The following is a 16582-nucleotide window of genomic DNA, read 5'->3' as shown; positions in this document are numbered from 1 at the left end:
TACTAATGCAATACTTAGAAATTGTTGCTAAAATTGCCCATCGCAGTGCCGAAGAAATCTATCCAATTCTCTGCGACTTTGATTCATACGCAAAGAACAGTCAAGCTGTACATAGCATCACCAGCCAAGTACTATCTGACGGACGGACTGTTTCTACTTGGGAAGTTGACTTTCGTGGCGGTGTGATGTCTTGGATAGAAGAAGATTTATTTGATGCCTCAAATTATACAATTAGCTTCAATCAGATTGAAGGTGATGTAGAACACTTCTGTGGACAGTGGAAAGCTCAAAATCAAAAAGATGGTTGCCTAATATTGTTTTTAGCTGAGTTTGACATGGGTATTCCCTCTTTAAGTCAAATTCTTGATCCCATTGCTATACAGGCACTACAGGAAAACATCACAGCAATTATTAGGGGCTTATTTGGTGAAGAAGTAGAATTTTTACCAGTTCAAGTTACTTCATCATCAACACAAACACCAAACCAAGTCGCAGCTGCATAAGTTGAATAAATAGAAAACATTACCTTGTTTTGATAGTTGCATATTGGTTCTGTAACTATCAAAACAAATAAATAGTTCTGGTTTAACTGGAAATTTATTTCTATTGTAGAGATGGTAAAAATAAATGACGAAAGCAATTGACTGGTTAATTAAAAGTGAAAGGACTTACTCTTATAAACTGTACAACTCAATTCTTGACGTAGATTTAGATGATTGGAAGCAAGTTTGTCAGACAAGTGATTCTAATATTTATATGGATATTAGATTATTATTGACAATTGAAAAAACTATGGCAGACTTTAGCAAATTATGGTATGTCATTTTTTATGACCGAAATGGCAATCCGTCTGCTTGTACTAGTCTATCTACATTTAAAACTGACTTAGGAGTTGTTGCTAGTAAAGGTACTAAAAAATTTATTACTAATGTCAGACAATTACTACCGTCGTTTTTATATTTAAATGTTCTTTTTTGTGGTTTACCAATTTCTATTGGCAAGAACCATTTAATTTTTGAGAAAAATGCTAATCAGCAGTTGATTATTAAATCGTTTGATAGTATTATGAATACTATTGCAGTCAAAGAAAAAACCAAGCTAACTATTTACAAAGAATTTAATTCTCAAGAATGCCATCAATTAGATACACTGCTAAAGCTTGATTATGTCAAAGCTGAAAGTTTACCTATGCATAGCTTTCAGGCAAAGTATGCTAATTTTGCGGAATACTGCGCTGCTTTAAAGTCCCACTATCGCAATGATATTAAAAGGTCAAAACGCAAATTTGAAAAAGGTGGTCTTCGCATTGTTCAGTTGAAAGATACAGAAAAGATTTTGCAAATCTATACTCCAGAAATACATCAACTATATGAAGCAGTTGTACAAAAATCGGAAAACAAACTGGAAAATCTGCCTATAAGTTTTTTCAGAGAGTTAGCAATTAATTTCCCTGGGCAATTAATTTTCACTCTTGTTTATAAGGATGACAAGATAGTGGCATTCAATTGTTCTCTTTGTACGCAATCAAGTGTTCATTACCTATTTTGTGGGTTAGATTACAGTTTAAACGCCGAGTCAGACCTGTATTTCAATTTAATGTATGCTGCTCTAGATGAAGCATTGAAACAGAATGTACAAAAAATTGACTTTGGTCAAACAGCAGACACATTCAAAGCTAGACTAGGCTCCTACCAAACACCACTTTATATGTATATAAAAGGTACGGGATATCTACTTAATTTCATTATTCGTAAGAGTTTCTATATTCTATTTCCTAATCCGGTCTTAGTTCCGTCATACAACATTTATAAACTGTAGTCCCCTTTCTGCCTCTAATAAATATTTCACAGTAAATAGGAGTTTTACAGGTGAATTTTCTCAAACCAGAACGAACAATCCTGACAAAGTTTTTGCCAGACCTTGATGAAAAACTGGCACAAATTCCTCTATTGGAAATGGAAAAGCCACAAAATCCAGCCATAAAAATATTTCGTGAACTTGGTGGCCCTGGTTTATTAATTCCAACTAAATATAAGGGTTTGGGAGCAACTCCTGTGGAAGCTGTTCGGATTCAAAGAGCGATCGCCAGCCGTGCGCCTTCGCTGGCGATCGCCACGACGATGCATCATTTTTCAGTTGCAACCATCGTTGAGATGATCGCCCAAGGTTCGGGAACTGGCTTGGAGTGGATGTTACTTGAGGCAATTGCCAAACAAAATCTCTACGTAGCTTCTGGCTTTGCGGAAGGACGGACAGGTACAGGCATTCTTACTCCCAATATGCAGGTCAAACGAACAGCTGATGGTATAACAGTCAGTGGTAATAAAAAGCCTTGCAGCTTATCTGTATCAATGGATCTTCTCACTGCAAGTGTTTCAATTCCCAGCGAATCGGGAGACGATAGCAAATTAGCAGTCGTTATTATCCCGACAACAAATGCTCCAGGAATTGAACGTCGTCCCTTCTGGACAAATTCAGTGCTGGCAGGTGCAGAAAGCGACGAAGTTATTCTTCAGGATGTCAAAGTTCCAGAACAGCTTATTTCCTATACAGGCAATGCCGAAAATCTAGATTATATCCAAACAAGGGGTTTTCTTTGGTTTGAAATGCTAATTTCTGCATCTTACCTGGGTATCGCTAGTGCTTTAGTAGAACGAACCATCGCAGCTGGTAAAGGTACGCCTTCTGAGCGGACAATTTTAGCCATTGAAGTTGAGGGAGCGATGGCTGCATTAGAAGGACTAGCCCAGTCAATGATAGTCAGCGACAGCAACCAAGGTAGCGATCAACTAGCACGGGCGCTGTTTGTGCGTTATGCAGTGCAAGGTGCTATAGAACGTGTTACTGCTCATGCTGTGGAGTTATTAGGGGGCATGGCATTTATCAGTTCACCCGAAGTTGCTTATCTGTTTACTGCTGCCCGTCCACTAGCATTTCACCCTCCTTCACGCCTAAGTATCTCACCTAGTTTAGATAAATACTTAGCAGGAGAAACTTTGCTCATTCAATAAGGTGATTGTCAGGAAAAAAATTACCGAGATGTTGGCTAAACTTCCTATGAGTAAATGGGATGCCTCGCTTGAATTGGTAAATTTTTCTCAGAAACCGCCTAAGTTAATCCTCTGTTCTCATAGTGCAAAAAAAGGCTGAAGTTATGACTCATTTTGGCATTCTCTGTCCCGCAAAAACTGGTCACCTTAACACAATGCTACCTTTGGGACGCGAACTGCAACGACGCGGACATCGTGTAACCTTGTTTGGAATTGCAGATGTCCAATCCAAAACACTTGCAGCGGGATTGGATTTCTGGAGAATAGGAGAGACTGAATTTCCTTTGGGGATCGCAGCACAATCGTTGGTACAACTTGGTAAATTGAGCGGTTTTGCAGCATTACGATACAATCTCAATTTAATACAACAAGAAGCTGCGATGGTACTTCGTGATGCTCCAAAAGCACTCAAGGAAGCTGGCGTAGAAGCATTGCTGGTAAATCAAATGACATTAGAAGGAGGGAGTATTGCGGAATTTTTGGATATTCCCTTTATTACAGTGTGCAGTGCTTTGCCACTCAATCAAGAAGACGGCGTTCCCCCCTTTGTGACATCTTGGAGTTATAACCCTGCACGATGGGCGTATCTGCGGAATCAAGCCGCTTACTCTCTGCTTAATCGCATCGCTCAACCAATTGAAAAGCTGATAAATGAGTATCGCCGAAGCTGGAATTTGCCCCCATGCTATGACGTTAACGCTTCTTACTCTAAATTAGCGCAATTGAGTCAAATACCTGCTGAATTTGATTTTCCCAGACAGCATTTACCCCAATGCTTCCATTTCACAGGCCCTTACCATGAATCAGCCAGTCGAGAAGCTGTGCCTTTCCCTTGGGAAAAGCTAACTGGACAACCGTTAATTTACGCCTCGATGGGGACTATACAAAATCGCTTAATAGATGTTTTCCAACGTATTGCTCAGGCTTGTGATGGATTAGATGTGCAATTGGTAATTTCTCTTGGTGGTGGTAATCTGGACTCTTTCAAAGAACTACCGGGAAAACCTTTGGTTGTTAAATATGCACCTCAAATGGAACTGCTCAAGCAAGCTAGTCTCACTATTACTCACGCAGGATTAAATACTGTTCTTGAGTCGTTGAACAATGGGGTGCCAATGGTTGCTATTCCCATCACTAGCGATCAGCCAGGTACAGCAGCTCGTCTAGCTTGGACAGGAGCAGGGGTAACAGTACCCTTAACTAAACTAAGCGTTTCTAAGCTGCGAGTTGCCATACAAGAAGTGCTAAGCCAAGACTCTTACAAAAACAGTGCATCTAGGTTACAAGCAGCAATTCAACGCGCAGGTGGAGTTAGAGGAGCAGCTGACATTGTGGAACTTGCTATATCTAAGGAAAAGCCTGTTTTGACAACAGTATGAAATTTAGCGATCGCTAAATTTCATACCGTGAATTTTGTTTGTGAATAACTTTTACGGACTGGTGTTACTAACAATTTTTTTGTGCGTAATTAGGAGTTAATGATGCAAAGAATTGCTCTGTTTAATATAGAATGTTATTCCTCAAGTGAAGCTATCATAAGCTTTATTGAAGAACATCATGACAAAATAGCAATTGTAGTCACTACTGATAGATATAGTAGTAAACATGGTAATTTACTTCAGCAAATTATTACTAACTATCGCAGATCGGGTTTTGATTTCGTTATTTATTTAACTTACAACTTTATTTTTTATTTTTGGCTGATCTATCTATCTCAATTTGCTTCATCTATCACTGGGCATAAAAGAAAGCACTTTACAATATCTGAAATCTGCCATAAGTATCAAATTCATCACGTTAAAACATCAAATATAAATGGTAAAGATATTATTGCTGAATTGAAGCAAGCTAATCTCGATCTAATCGTGATATATTTCTTCGACCAAATTATCAAAAAGCAAATTATCCAGATACCCAAAAAAGCAGTTATTAACGTACATGCAGCACTGTTGCCTGAATGTAAAGGCTTATTCCCAGTTTTATACTCTGCTTTTAAAAATGATAAGAAGTTTGGTATAACAATTCATGAAATTGTAGATACTTCTATTGATTCAGGAGCAATACTTGCACAAGAAAAATTAGAAGTTGACAATACTGATTACAGTATTTTAACTGTAGATAAATTAGTTAACAATCAAGGCATTGGTTTATTAAGTAGTGTTATCAATAATTTTGATGATTATTATTTAAAACGAACTCCTCAGATGCTAGGTGGTTCATACTTTTCATTTCCCACCAAAAGTGATATTAAAATTGTCCAAAAGCAGGGTTTTTCTCTAGTTAATTTTCAAGATTTTTTAAGTGATTTCTTCGAGTAAACTTGAGCTTCAACAGTAAAATGAATATGCATGATTCAAAAGTGATGGAGCAACCATTTATTAAGTCAAAAAAGTGGTGGGTAATTCTCTTCCTTAGTATCACTACCTCAGTTATTAGCACGGCTACTATTTATAGTCTTCTTCATTCCCAACCTGGTCAGAAAAATCCCTCATCAGTTTCTTTAGCAACTACTCCTCCTACCAATACCGTTAGTGCCAGAGGACGCGTAGAACCGCAAGGTGAAGTTATTCGCCTGTCTGCTTCTACTTCTCTTGAAACTGTTAAAATTCACAAACTTTTAGTGAAAGAGGGAAATAAAGTTACCTCGAATCAAGTAATTGCCATCCTAGACAATTATAATCGTCTTTCAGCGGCTTTAAAGCAAGCTAAACAACAAGTAAAAGTTGCTCAAGCTAATTTAGCTAAGGTAAAAGCTGGGGCAAAAACTGGGGAAATTAATGCTCAACAAGCAACTATTGCCCGTCTGCAAGCACAACTATTTGGTGAGAGAAAGACTCAACAAGCAACTATTGCTCGCTTCCAAGCCCAACTATTAGGAGGGAGAAGGACTCAACAAGCAAACATTGCTCGTCTACAAGCCCAGTTAAACAATGCTCAAACAGAATTTGGGCGCTTTGAAATGTTATACAAAGAAGGTGCAGTTGAAGCTTCCAAATTTGATAGCAAGCGTTTGGAATTAGAAACTGCTAGGGAGCAATTGAATGAAGCTAAGGCTAGCCTAAATCAAAGCGAGGAAACCTTACAACAGCAAATCAACGAGGCGAGATCGACTCTTAAGCAAACAGAAGAAACCTTGCAACAGCAAATCAACGAAGCAAAAGCAACTTTAGACCAAATCGCTGAGGTTCGTCCCACTGATGTGCAAGCAGCTCAAGCAGAGGTAGAAAGTGCGATCGCTGCTGTAGAAAAAGCTCAAGCCGACTTAGAATTAACTTACGTCCGCGCACCCAAGGACGGTCAAATTTTAAAAATTTATACTTTTCCTGGAGAAATTGTTGGCAACGAAGGAATTGTAGATATGGGTCAAACAGACCAGATGTACATAGTTGCTGAAGTCTACGAAACTGATGTTAGTCAAGTACATATCGGTCAGCAAGCCAGAATTACTAGTGAAGCCTTTTCTGGAGAACTACATGGAAAGGTCACTCAAGTTGGTTTGCAAGTAAAAAAACAAGCAACTTTTAGTACTGATCCTGTTGCTGATGTAGACCGCAGAGTTGTTGAAATTAAAATTCGTCTTAATCCAAAAGATGCCAGTCAAGTTAGAAGTTTAACCAATTTACAAGTAGAAGTCATAATTAACACAGAAAAATCTTAAATAGTACTAGTTATTATGTCTAAAATACGTTTAGCTTGGTTACAACTTACCCGCGAAAAATCTCGCATGATTGTTGCTATGGCGGGTATTAGTTTTTCCAATATTCTCATGTTTATGCAGTTAGGATTTGAGGGTGCGCTTTATGATAGTGCTGCACGCTTCCATACCACTTTAAAAGCGGACTTGGTGATGATTAGTCCCCGTTCTAAGTCTCTTGCTTATATGAGACAGTTTTCTTCACGTCGTCTCTACCAAGTATCAGGCTTTGAAGGGGTTAATTCTGTCAGCCCTGTTTATGTCGATTTTGCTGATTGGAAAAATCCAGCTAATGCCGATTATCGAGCCATATTTGTATTCGGTTTTGAACCTGAAAAACTAGTATTTAACTTACCGGAAGTCAATCAAAATCTCAATAAGTTAAAATTGCCTGATACTTTTCTGTTTGACCGTTCTTCCCGTTCTGAATATGGGCCAATTGCTGCACAATTTGAGCGAGACAAACAGGTAATAACAGAAATTAGTAACTACAGAATTAAAACTGTTGGCTTGTTTACTCTTGGCCCTTCCTTTGCAGCAGATGGAAATTTAATTACCAGTGACCAAAATTTCTTGCGTTTGTTTAAAAATCGTCGTAATGGAGAAATTGATATTGGCTTAATTACTCTCAAACCTGGTGTAGATCAACAAAGAACACTGAATAATATAGTTGCTAAACTGCCTAAAGATGTTAGATTACTTACTTACCAAGAATTCATCGAGTTTGAAAAAGAATATTGGCGTACAAGTACACCGATTGGCTTTATGTTTGCACTCGGTACAGGGATGGGATTTGTGGTTGGTATAATCATTGTGTATCAAATCCTTTTCACTGATGTCAACGAACATTTAGCCGAGTACGCCACCCTCAAGGCTATGGGCTTCACAGATAATTATTTATTGCGTGTTGTTTTTCAAGAAGCTCTAATTTTAGCAATTTTTGGCTATATTCCTGGTTTAGGCATTTCTTTTGGTTTATATGAATTGACCAAAGCTGCAACTTTTTTACCAATTTTTATGAGTGCTGGTCGTTCTGCATTTGTTTTAGGTTTGACAATTTTAATGTGTACTATTTCTGGCGCGATCGCTGTACGTAAATTGAGAGCAGCAGATCCAGCAGATATTTTTTAATAGTATAAGAGATATTTCTACTTGAATGAACAAATGTTACAACAAAACTCTATTATTTCTATTCAAAATCTCAATCACTACTTTGGTCAAGGAGCATTACAGAAACAAGTTTTATTTGACATAAACCTAGAAATTTACCCTAGTGAAGTAGTTATTTTGATGGGGCAGTCGGGTTCAGGTAAAACAACCCTGCTCACTTTGATGGGAGGCTTGCGGTCTGTCCAAGAGGGAAGACTCAAAGTTTTAGGACATGAATTGTACAAAGCTAATGATCAACAATTAGTCCAAATTCGACGAAATATTGGCTATATCTTTCAGGCTCACAATTTGCTGCGATTTTTGAGCGCTTGCCAGAATGTTCAAATGTCACTGGAACTGCATAAAGAATTTGATCATCAACAAGCTGAAGCTAAATCCAAAATTATGCTGGAAGCTGTTGGTTTGGGGCATCGAGTGAATTACTATCCTGATGATTTATCTGGTGGACAGAAACAAAGAGTTGCTGTTGCTCGTGCTTTGGTAAGTCATCCGAAACTGGTTTTAGCTGATGAACCCACTGCTGCTTTGGATAGTAAATCAGGTCGGGATGTAGTGGAACTCATGCAGCGTTTGGCTAAGGAACAGGGTTGTGCTGTTTTAATGGTTACTCACGACAATCGCATTCTTGATATTGCTGACCGCATCGTTCATATGGAAGATGGACATTTGGTAAATTGTTAGGACTGAGGATTACTATTTGCATACTTGTGTAATCAATGAATACTGTGGGTTGAGGAATTACCTCCTTCGCTGTAGACCAGCAATTCTAAGCCAAACAGGAGAAGTGGGAGAAGCCAGGCTATTGAAAAGGCTTGAGAGTTTTTGTTTGGCCATTCAGCTAGGGCTTTGGCAGCAGCAGTAATCCAAAGAGTGATTGCAAAGATGCGATGTTGAACCAGAAGAAGCAAAGGAGGAACATTAGCTTCATGCTGGGCATGAAACATAAACACGCCCCCAACCCCAATAAGACCGAGTGGCAGAAGCAATCCCCAGCCATAATGTTTTAGCTGTCCACCAGCACGAAGCCATTCTACACCACCAACAATCAGCATTAGTGTGCCCTGTATTATATGCTGTAGGCTTTCAGCACCATAGTTTTGAGGTTTTGCTGTACCATGCACCAGCGGATCTATAAGGCTTTCCACTCCGTAACCAATCAATAATAAAGGAAGCAAATAAGATAACCAGCCCGCTCTTATCACACGAGTTTTATATAAGATGAGCAGCACAGCGACAATAGTAAATGCAACTCCGCCAATCCAGTGAACTTGCTCAGATGTCAGATTCATTTTTCCTCCATTCCAAATCAGTCTTAAGTTTTTAGTTATCTACTTTTGAATTGTGTACTTGAGTTGAGAGTTATAGCTGCAACATGCTCAATATTGAAATGACATAGTTTTAAGCGGTTGCCAACCTAATTTGTGCTAGTATGCCGTATTTGGCTTCATAAAGTTCATTGTAAAAACCAAAAAGTTACCGTAATAATCACTAGGTATAAATCCGGCTGCTTCAGCCAAACGGCGAACAGTGCCAAGCGTTTGATAGTGGGGGTCAGGAATGACCTCAGTGATGGAAAGAATGCCATTTGGCTTAAGAGCGGCAAATATCTCTTGAAGTGCTGCCTCCCGATCTGGAATTTCACCTAATACTGCCACCAACAATGCTCTATCAAACTTGTTACGTTCTAGTACTCCCGGCTCAATTCTGCTCAGAAACGTCCGAATGTTAGTTACACTGTTTGCACTTGCCTTTTGCTCTAGCTTTTGCAACATACCTGACTGGCTATCAAGTGCCACTACCTGACCATTTGGTGCTACTCTTCTAGCAGCAGGAATGGCAACACGACCCGTTCCACTTCCTATATCAATTACCTGCATCTCAGGGGAGAGGTTAAGACGGTCGAGAATGACTGAACTGCCTGCCAGAGTCTCCATGTATGGATTTTCTAAAAGCCAGGCCAGCCAGAATGGACAGGGCAGATAGTAGTGGCGAACAGCTGTTCGCCACCAGAATCCAATGCCTACGAGTAGGGCAATTAGTACCCCAGTGTCCAAAAAAATAGTTCTCAATACGGTTGAATTAGGAAACATAGTTTAGCTTTTACATTTGTTGTTCAAGTGGCAGGATAGCCAAAGGCAGCGATGGCTACGCCGAGCAAAGGTACGCTTCCTTGATTGCTGTTTTAGATTCCTAAGTTTTGACTAACACAATCTTGATTTTGATATCTGCTTGAACATTAGCGCTAGGCTCGCTCGTTTTCATTGCTTTAAAAATAGTATCTGTACGGGAGAACAAGCCAGTACAATTCACTTTTAATTTAATCAGATTTTGTAAATAAACTAATATCTACCTAATGATATATTATTAGCTAATTTAATTTTTATAAGGATTTCATGTGAATTTCATAGTTGTATGCTTTGTTAATTTACTATTTTTTGCAGGATATAAATTTTACACAGATTTTATAAGTCAAAGAAAATCATAAATGACAGGAATAATTTTTTGATAAATAATATTTATAAAATTGAAATTATTTATAAAAGTAATCAAACTTCTACTTTTTGAAACTAAAAAAATTATTGTAGAAGCACGTGTTATAAAGGCAAATTTTGATTATCACTTTTCTTTTAAAGAGAATTTGTATGTAGCGTTTGTCTAGACATGATATCAAAATTGATTGATTTTTTATATAAAATTTTTATAACTTATTAGCTAAAATTTGTAGCATACCAAAATGAAATCAGCATGAAATTTAGACATCTCATGAGGAATAAATTAGCATCGTATCATTAGGTAGATGCTTTTTCACTGACAATTGCCTAGTGTGAATTATTAGAAGCATAACTACAGCTTCATAACTGATTCATTTATTTAGCTAGGGAAAAAATTATGGCTAAAACTACGAATCTATAGGTGTAGCCTAACTTATCTGAGGTATAAAAGCTGAATATATGCTAGCTAATTTGCCTTTCAAGTAGGGAAGGACAGATAGACCAAGACTATCGTTTCTAACCAATGATTTTAGGGCGCGTATTGACAACGCCTAGCAAAATCCCTGATTGGGAGTTGACATTCTCTAAACCACTTATTTCCTTGAATAGAAGTCATTAAAATGAACAAAAAAGTTTTAACCTACAGTCTTGTTGCTCTACTGACAGGCACTACGATCGCAGCTTTTCCCATCATTAACAGCGCCAAAGCCAACGATCGCAATCAAGTAGAAGCTCCCAATCCAACAAACACAAGCCCTATGCGTGGTGGAATGAACATGAGGGCTGAAGTGGATAAATCGTTTATCGAAATGATGATTCCTCATCATCAAAGTGCTACTGAGATGGCTCAGATGGCTTTGAGCCGAGCCAAAAGCCCTGAAGTCAAAAAGCTAGCACAATCCATTATTTCAGACCAAACCCGTGAAATTCAGCAAATGCAGGCTTGGTACAAGCAGTGGTACGGCAAAGAAGTCCCCACAACTGGCATGAATATGGGTAACGGCATGGACGAGGCAATGAAGATTGCCATGCAGCAGCAAGAGATGATGGATAAGGAGATGATGACAGCCCTGCAAAATGCGCCTAACTTTGACCAGGAATTTCTCCGTCAAATGACGCGCCATCACCGAATGGCGACCATGATGGCAGGCATGGTTGGTAACAATGCTAGGCATCCCGAAATTAGAAATTTAGCTCAATCCATTGCTAAGAGTCAAAGTGCTGAAATTGCTCAAATGCAAGAGTTGCTCCAAGCAATGAGTACTCAAAATTGAAATACTTTTAATCGTTCGAGTAGGTAGTAACTTAGTTTCTCCAAAAAGGACTGACCTAGCTAAAAGCAGTAATGGTGGGCGGGCTTACTACCCACCCCAGCCTCATTAGTAGGGAAATACAGGTGCAACGACTGCAATTCTCGTCGCAGATACTTTGGACACATCTCATGCAATATTTTTGAAACCATTAAAAAAAATTTGGTAAAACCTCTTGACTCTCCATCCAGCTAGAGAGTCTAAGATGAATTTATGAAGTAACACACTTCAGAGAGTTTAAAGCTGTAGCAGCTTGCGTACTTCCAGTTATGCCATCTGAAACAGCAATCAAAGAAGCGATGTCTACGACGGGCTATTCGGTGTCGCTAATTCTGGTTATCCTGCTAGCTAAAGTCGTAAACCATTTGAGTCTTCAACTCCTAATTTTCTTAACTCTATCTTTTTACTATCCAAATTTAAGGTTTTTAACGTTATGACACTCCAACTAAAAGTTCCTAACATGGCTTGTTCTGCTTGTGGAGACACCATTACTAAAGCAGTCAAAACAGTCGATCCTACTGCTACGGTTCAAGCAGATCCAAAAACAAAAGTTGTCTTAGTGGACACAAATGCTGACGAAACAGTTATTAAGGAAGCAATTACTACTGCTGGCTATTCTGTCACTTAAAAGCCATCAACAAAGGATAGGCCAGCAAACAGAGCAAGGCAACGCCTAGTAACGTTGCCTGAAAAGCACACAGGCAAAGCTAAGTAACGGTACTGGGCTATCAACCACACCAAAACTCCGTTCTTAGAACTCAGTTAAAGCAGCAGCTAAAGAGCATATATGGCTATAGATACTCTGAATCTTAAACTTCGAGGTATGAGTTGTGCCTCATGCGCCAACAACATTGAAGAAGCAATTCGTTCTGTTCCTGGGGTGAGCGACTGTAACGTCAATTTTGGTGCGGAGCAGGCTACTATTCAATACGACCCCAAGCGCACCAATCTGGAAACAATCCAAGGCGCTATAGATGCTGCCGGATACTCATCTTACTCACTCCAGGAGCAAGAAATGATTACTGGAGAGGATGATGCGGAAAAAACCGCCCGTGAAGCAGAATTACGCACACTTACCCACAAGCTAGTTGTAGGAGCAATCCTCAGCACTTTGATTGTACTGGGGTCAATTTCTGCCATGATAGGACTGAATCTACCTTGGATTCGGACATTGTGGCTAGACAATCCTTGGGTACAGTTGGTACTAGCAACCCCTGTCTTGTTCTGGTGCGGTGCGGACTTCTTCAAAAATGCCTGGAAAGCCTTTAAACGTCATACAGCAACTATGGATACTTTAGTTGCTATCGGTACTGGTGCAGCGTATTTTTATTCACTGTTTGCTACTGTTTTCCCAAGTTTTTTTACGTCTGCTGGACTGATGCCTGATGTGTACTATGAAGCAGCAGCAGTCATTACCACCTTAATTTTGCTAGGAAGGCTATTTGAGAATCGTGCTAAGGGACAAACTTCTGAAGCCATCCGCAAACTCATCGGTTTACAAGCCAGAGATGCCAGAGTAATCAGAAATGGCCAAGAAATTGATGTTCCCATCCAGGAAGTTCAAATTGGTGATGTAATTTTGGTGCGTCCGGGTGAAAAAATTCCTGTTGATGGAGAAGTAGTAGAGGGTGCTTCCAATGTTGATGAAGCGATGGTGACTGGTGAAAGTTTGCCAGTTAAAAAGCAACCGGGAGATGAAGTAATTGGAGCCACAATTAACAAAACAGGTAGCTTTAAATTCCGAGCAACCCGCGTTGGAAAAGACACTTTTTTGTCTCAAATCGTCAAAATGGTGCAACAAGCTCAAGGCTCTAAAGCACCAATTCAACGTTTAGCAGATCAAGTAACGGGATGGTTTGTGCCAGCAGTAATAGCTATTGCGATCGCTGCCTTTGTCATTTGGTTTAATGTCATGGGCAACTTGACATTAGCCCTAATCACCACAGTCGGAGTGCTGATTATCGCTTGTCCTTGTGCATTGGGTTTAGCCACACCAACTTCAGTGATGGTAGGAACGGGCAAGGGCGCAGAGAATGGCATTTTAATTAAAGGTGCTGAAAGTCTAGAACTTGCTCATAGAATCCAAACCATTGTGCTAGATAAAACTGGAACTTTAACACAGGGAAAACCCACTGTTACTGACTTTGTTACTGTTAATGGCACAGCTAATAGTAATGAGTTAAAACTTTTGCAGTTGGCAGCGTCTGTAGAACGAAATTCAGAACATCCATTAGCTGAAGCGGTGGTTAGGTATGCTCAATCTCAGCAAGTGGAACTGATAGAGGCTCAAAAATTTGAAGCGATCGCCGGCAGTGGTGTCCAAGGCTTTGTTTCAGACCACTTGGTACAAATTGGTACTCAACGTTGGATGGAAGAATTAAATATCGACACTCGCACTCTCCAAGAGCGCAAAGCTTCTTTGGAAGCTGCTGGTAAAACAGCTATTTTAATTGCTGTGGATGGGCAAATTCAAGGCTTGATGGGAATTGCTGATGCACTTAAACCTTCTTCAGTAGCAGTTGTGAGAACGCTACAAAAGTTAGGCTTAGAGGTGGTTATGTTAACAGGGGATAATCGCAAAACAGCAGAAGCGATCGCCAGCGAAGTTGGTATCAGACGTGTAGTTGCAGAAGTTCGACCCGACCAAAAAGCGTCTCAAGTACAAGCATTGCAAGCAGAGGGGAAAATTGTTGCAATGGTGGGTGATGGTATCAATGATGCGCCAGCACTGGCTCAAGCCAACGTGGGGATTGCAATTGGAACTGGAACGGATGTAGCGATCGCAGCCAGCGATATTACCCTGATCTCTGGAGACTTGCAAGGTATTGTTACCGCAATTCAATTGAGCCGTGCCACTATTCGCAATATCCGTCAAAATCTCTTCTTTGCCTTTATTTACAACGTTGCTGGGATTCCCATTGCTGCTGGAGTTTTGTTTCCTGTCTTTGGCTGGTTACTCAACCCAATTATTGCGGGTGGAGCGATGGCTTTTAGTTCTGTTTCTGTTGTTACGAATGCCTTACGCTTGCGTAACTTTCATCCCAAAACTATCTAATAATTGTGGAGGAATTTAACAAATGTTCAACAAAAGTAAGATTTTTGGGAGCATCGCAGGGCTAGGACTTCTGTTTGGTACAGCATCAAGCGTAGCAACAGCACAAATGCCAACCGAAATGCCAACACATTCATCAGAACAAACTAGTCAATTTCGCCGCATTGAACAACCACTAGCATTAAAAGTCGGCGTTACTTTGGGCGGTTTAGGATTAATTGGATTAGAACTGTGGTGGTTTCTATTCAGTAAAAACAAAGCTATAAAAGCTAATATTGATCAAGGAATACAAGAGCTAACAATTAATGTAGATGGAGGCTATGAACCTTCTCGTGTAATTGTAAAATCTGGTCAACCTGTACGGCTAAATTTCTTTCGCCGCGACCCCAGTAGCTGTTTGGAGAAAGTTTTACTACCTGATTTTCACATTGCTCAAGATTTAGCTCTCAATCACGTCACTCCCATTGAATTTACACCTCCTAAACCAGGTCAATATCAATTTACCTGTGGGATGAATATGTTTCGTGGTGTGGTAGAAGTCCAGTAGGAGGTAACAATAAACTTTACCTTTGGCTACTTTTACCCCAACACTCCAAGAGCTTAAGCCTCTCTAACTAGTCTTAAATGTTGTGCCTTCTTACTTGCCAAAAAATGGGAATTGCTGCAACTTGGATAACGACTGAAAAGACAACCAAGGAGCCAACAGAGCGATCATAAAGAATTCCCATTAAGGCGCTACCTAAAAACCAGGATAAGCCATAGCCTGCGCTGAAAATTCCATAAGCGGAAGCGCGTTTGTCTATTGGCACCATCCCTGCAACCGCAGCTTTCATAATTGATTCTTGTGCCCCCATCCCTACACCCCATAAAATCATTCCCAAAAGGGCAAGGTTACTGTTTCCTGAAAAAGCCAATGGAGGAAACAAGCATGATATCAAAACCGCAACAATGAGAATAGAAATCCCCCTGCGGTCAAACAAACGCCCAAATATTAGTGCAGCTATAGCGTCAACTCCCATAGCTACCGCATAAAATAAAGGAATCGTATTAGAGGAAGCGATCGCTCCTTTCTGTAAGTGGTAGGCAATTAAAGGGAAATCTGCGTACCCCGCAGCAACTAAGGCTACTGCACTAAGATAAATCCAAAAGACTCGCGGTAATCCCTCTCCTTTGAGTGTTGCTGTGTCTACTTCAAAATCACGGGGATTTGGGTAAAGCCGTTGTCCGATCAAAAGCACAATTAACCCTAAGACTGCTGGCACAATCAAAATCGCAAAGCCACCCCGATACCCTCCTTGCAAATAAAGCACCGCCGCTACAGCCAATGGCCCCATCACAGCACCTGTTTGATCCATTGCTTCATGCAAGCCAAAACCAAAACCCCTGCCAACTTGACTAGCAGCATGGGAAAGTAGCACATCTCGCGGTGGGGTGCGAATCGCTTTGCCTGTGCGTTCAGCAATCATCAAAGCTGCTGCAACTTCCCAACGTCCTGCTAAAGCTAAAAGCGGCACAACTGCTGTATTAACAAAATAACCGAATGTAGTGATTCCCCAGTATTTTCGGGTTTGGTCGCTGAGATAACCGATAACTAGGCGAAAACCATAGCCAATTAACTCCCCTAAACCAGCTACTAGCCCCACCACAGTACCGCTAGCACCCAAAACTCCAAGATAAGCTCCCGTGATGCTACGCGCCCCTTCGTAGGTTGCATCAGCACATAAGCTAACAAAGCCGAGTAAAATTACGAACTTGAAAGCAGGGGTTTTAGAAAGGCTTTTGATATTTGTCATTGTAGATAGAAGGTTAATACT

15 protein-coding genes are annotated in these 16582 nt (G+C 40.1%); 12 read left to right on the top strand and 3 right to left on the bottom strand.

Annotation, left to right across the window (positions count from 1 at the left end):
• Positions 1-5: 5 nt before the first annotated feature.
• From MIC7126_RS0122140 to MIC7126_RS0122105, 8 genes are all read left to right on the top strand, one after another.
• A complete protein-coding gene (locus MIC7126_RS0122140; protein WP_017655347.1) occupies positions 6-503 on the top strand; it encodes an SRPBCC family protein in 498 nt (165 codons plus the stop codon).
• 124 nt (positions 504-627) lie between these two features.
• The gene (locus tag MIC7126_RS28065) at positions 628-1818 is read left to right on the top strand and encodes a GNAT family N-acetyltransferase (protein ID WP_017655346.1); all 1191 of its coding nucleotides are present in this window, start codon (positions 628-630) and stop codon (positions 1816-1818) included.
• A 50-nt stretch (positions 1819-1868) separates the two neighbouring features.
• Positions 1869-3011, top strand: coding sequence for an acyl-CoA dehydrogenase family protein (locus tag MIC7126_RS0122130; RefSeq protein WP_017655345.1), 1143 nt, complete (start codon positions 1869-1871; stop codon positions 3009-3011).
• A gap of 143 nt (positions 3012-3154) precedes the next feature.
• Complete coding sequence (locus tag MIC7126_RS0122125) at positions 3155-4429, top strand: glycosyltransferase (protein ID WP_017655344.1); 1275 nt, start codon at positions 3155-3157, stop codon at positions 4427-4429.
• A gap of 99 nt (positions 4430-4528) precedes the next feature.
• A complete protein-coding gene (locus tag MIC7126_RS0122120; protein ID WP_238553668.1) occupies positions 4529-5368 on the top strand; it encodes a formyltransferase family protein in 840 nt (279 codons plus the stop codon).
• A 44-nt stretch (positions 5369-5412) separates the two neighbouring features.
• Entirely contained in the window at positions 5413-6708 is a 1296-nt protein-coding gene (locus MIC7126_RS0122115) for an ABC exporter membrane fusion protein (RefSeq protein WP_017655342.1), read from the top strand.
• A 15-nt stretch (positions 6709-6723) separates the two neighbouring features.
• A complete protein-coding gene (gene devC, locus MIC7126_RS0122110; protein WP_017655341.1) occupies positions 6724-7875 on the top strand; it encodes an ABC transporter permease DevC in 1152 nt (383 codons plus the stop codon).
• A gap of 33 nt (positions 7876-7908) precedes the next feature.
• Positions 7909-8595: a DevA family ABC transporter ATP-binding protein gene (locus tag MIC7126_RS0122105; protein WP_017655340.1), complete on the top strand. Its 687-nt coding sequence runs from the start codon at positions 7909-7911 to the stop codon at positions 8593-8595.
• Positions 8596-8627: 32 nt separating this feature from the next.
• Here MIC7126_RS0122105 and MIC7126_RS0122100 read toward each other — a convergent pair whose 3' ends face one another.
• On the bottom strand, positions 8628-9203 hold the full coding sequence (locus MIC7126_RS0122100; RefSeq protein WP_017655339.1) for a hypothetical protein: 576 nt from the start codon (positions 9201-9203) through the stop codon (positions 8628-8630).
• A 135-nt stretch (positions 9204-9338) separates the two neighbouring features.
• On the bottom strand, positions 9339-10004 hold the full coding sequence (locus tag MIC7126_RS0122095) for a class I SAM-dependent methyltransferase (protein WP_017655338.1): 666 nt from the start codon (positions 10002-10004) through the stop codon (positions 9339-9341).
• A gap of 1022 nt (positions 10005-11026) precedes the next feature.
• Between MIC7126_RS0122095 and MIC7126_RS0122090 the strand changes: the two genes are divergently transcribed.
• The 4 genes from MIC7126_RS0122090 to MIC7126_RS0122075 all read left to right on the top strand — a co-directional run bounded on the left by MIC7126_RS0122090 (position 11027) and on the right by MIC7126_RS0122075 (position 15315).
• Positions 11027-11680, top strand: a complete 654-nt coding sequence (locus MIC7126_RS0122090; protein ID WP_017655337.1) for a DUF305 domain-containing protein — start codon at positions 11027-11029, stop codon at positions 11678-11680.
• Positions 11681-12149: 469 nt separating this feature from the next.
• Entirely contained in the window at positions 12150-12344 is a 195-nt protein-coding gene (locus MIC7126_RS0122085) for a heavy-metal-associated domain-containing protein (RefSeq protein ID WP_026100458.1), read from the top strand.
• A gap of 159 nt (positions 12345-12503) precedes the next feature.
• Positions 12504-14771, top strand: coding sequence for a heavy metal translocating P-type ATPase (locus MIC7126_RS0122080; protein WP_026100457.1), 2268 nt, complete (start codon positions 12504-12506; stop codon positions 14769-14771).
• A 22-nt stretch (positions 14772-14793) separates the two neighbouring features.
• Positions 14794-15315: a cupredoxin domain-containing protein gene (locus MIC7126_RS0122075; RefSeq protein WP_017655334.1), complete on the top strand. Its 522-nt coding sequence runs from the start codon at positions 14794-14796 to the stop codon at positions 15313-15315.
• Between the two features lie 73 nt (positions 15316-15388).
• Here MIC7126_RS0122075 and MIC7126_RS0122070 read toward each other — a convergent pair whose 3' ends face one another.
• Positions 15389-16561, bottom strand: a complete 1173-nt coding sequence (locus tag MIC7126_RS0122070; protein ID WP_017655333.1) for an MFS transporter — start codon at positions 16559-16561, stop codon at positions 15389-15391.
• Between the last annotated feature and the right edge of the window lie 21 nt (positions 16562-16582).

It is taken from the genome of Fortiea contorta PCC 7126 (assembly GCF_000332295.1).
In the GTDB taxonomy this organism is placed as follows: domain Bacteria; phylum Cyanobacteriota; class Cyanobacteriia; order Cyanobacteriales; family Nostocaceae; genus Fortiea; species Fortiea contorta.
Note: the sequence above shows the minus strand (reverse complement) of the source record. Positions and strands in the feature narration are given on the sequence as shown.

What these genes read in the sequence shown, in the direction of transcription:
- MIC7126_RS0122125 (WP_017655344.1), top strand. Translation starts at nt 3,155, where the DNA reads ATGACTCATTTTGGCATTCTCTGTCCCGCAAAAACTGGTCACCTTAAC.
- MIC7126_RS0122105 (WP_017655340.1), top strand. Translation starts at nt 7,909, where the DNA reads ATGTTACAACAAAACTCTATTATTTCTATTCAAAATCTCAATCACTAC.
- MIC7126_RS0122120 (WP_238553668.1), top strand. Translation starts at nt 4,529, where the DNA reads ATGATGCAAAGAATTGCTCTGTTTAATATAGAATGTTATTCCTCAAGT.
- MIC7126_RS0122140 (WP_017655347.1), top strand. Translation starts at nt 6, where the DNA reads ATGCAATACTTAGAAATTGTTGCTAAAATTGCCCATCGCAGTGCCGAA.
- MIC7126_RS0122100 (WP_017655339.1), bottom strand. Translation starts at nt 9,203, where the DNA reads ATGAATCTGACATCTGAGCAAGTTCACTGGATTGGCGGAGTTGCATTT.
- MIC7126_RS0122080 (WP_026100457.1), top strand. Translation starts at nt 12,504, where the DNA reads ATGGCTATAGATACTCTGAATCTTAAACTTCGAGGTATGAGTTGTGCC.
- MIC7126_RS0122090 (WP_017655337.1), top strand. Translation starts at nt 11,027, where the DNA reads ATGAACAAAAAAGTTTTAACCTACAGTCTTGTTGCTCTACTGACAGGC.
- MIC7126_RS0122115 (WP_017655342.1), top strand. Translation starts at nt 5,413, where the DNA reads ATGGAGCAACCATTTATTAAGTCAAAAAAGTGGTGGGTAATTCTCTTC.
- MIC7126_RS28065 (WP_017655346.1), top strand. Translation starts at nt 628, where the DNA reads ATGACGAAAGCAATTGACTGGTTAATTAAAAGTGAAAGGACTTACTCT.
- MIC7126_RS0122095 (WP_017655338.1), bottom strand. Translation starts at nt 10,004, where the DNA reads ATGTTTCCTAATTCAACCGTATTGAGAACTATTTTTTTGGACACTGGG.
- MIC7126_RS0122070 (WP_017655333.1), bottom strand. Translation starts at nt 16,561, where the DNA reads ATGACAAATATCAAAAGCCTTTCTAAAACCCCTGCTTTCAAGTTCGTA.
- MIC7126_RS0122075 (WP_017655334.1), top strand. Translation starts at nt 14,794, where the DNA reads ATGTTCAACAAAAGTAAGATTTTTGGGAGCATCGCAGGGCTAGGACTT.
- devC (WP_017655341.1), top strand. Translation starts at nt 6,724, where the DNA reads ATGTCTAAAATACGTTTAGCTTGGTTACAACTTACCCGCGAAAAATCT.
- MIC7126_RS0122085 (WP_026100458.1), top strand. Translation starts at nt 12,150, where the DNA reads ATGACACTCCAACTAAAAGTTCCTAACATGGCTTGTTCTGCTTGTGGA.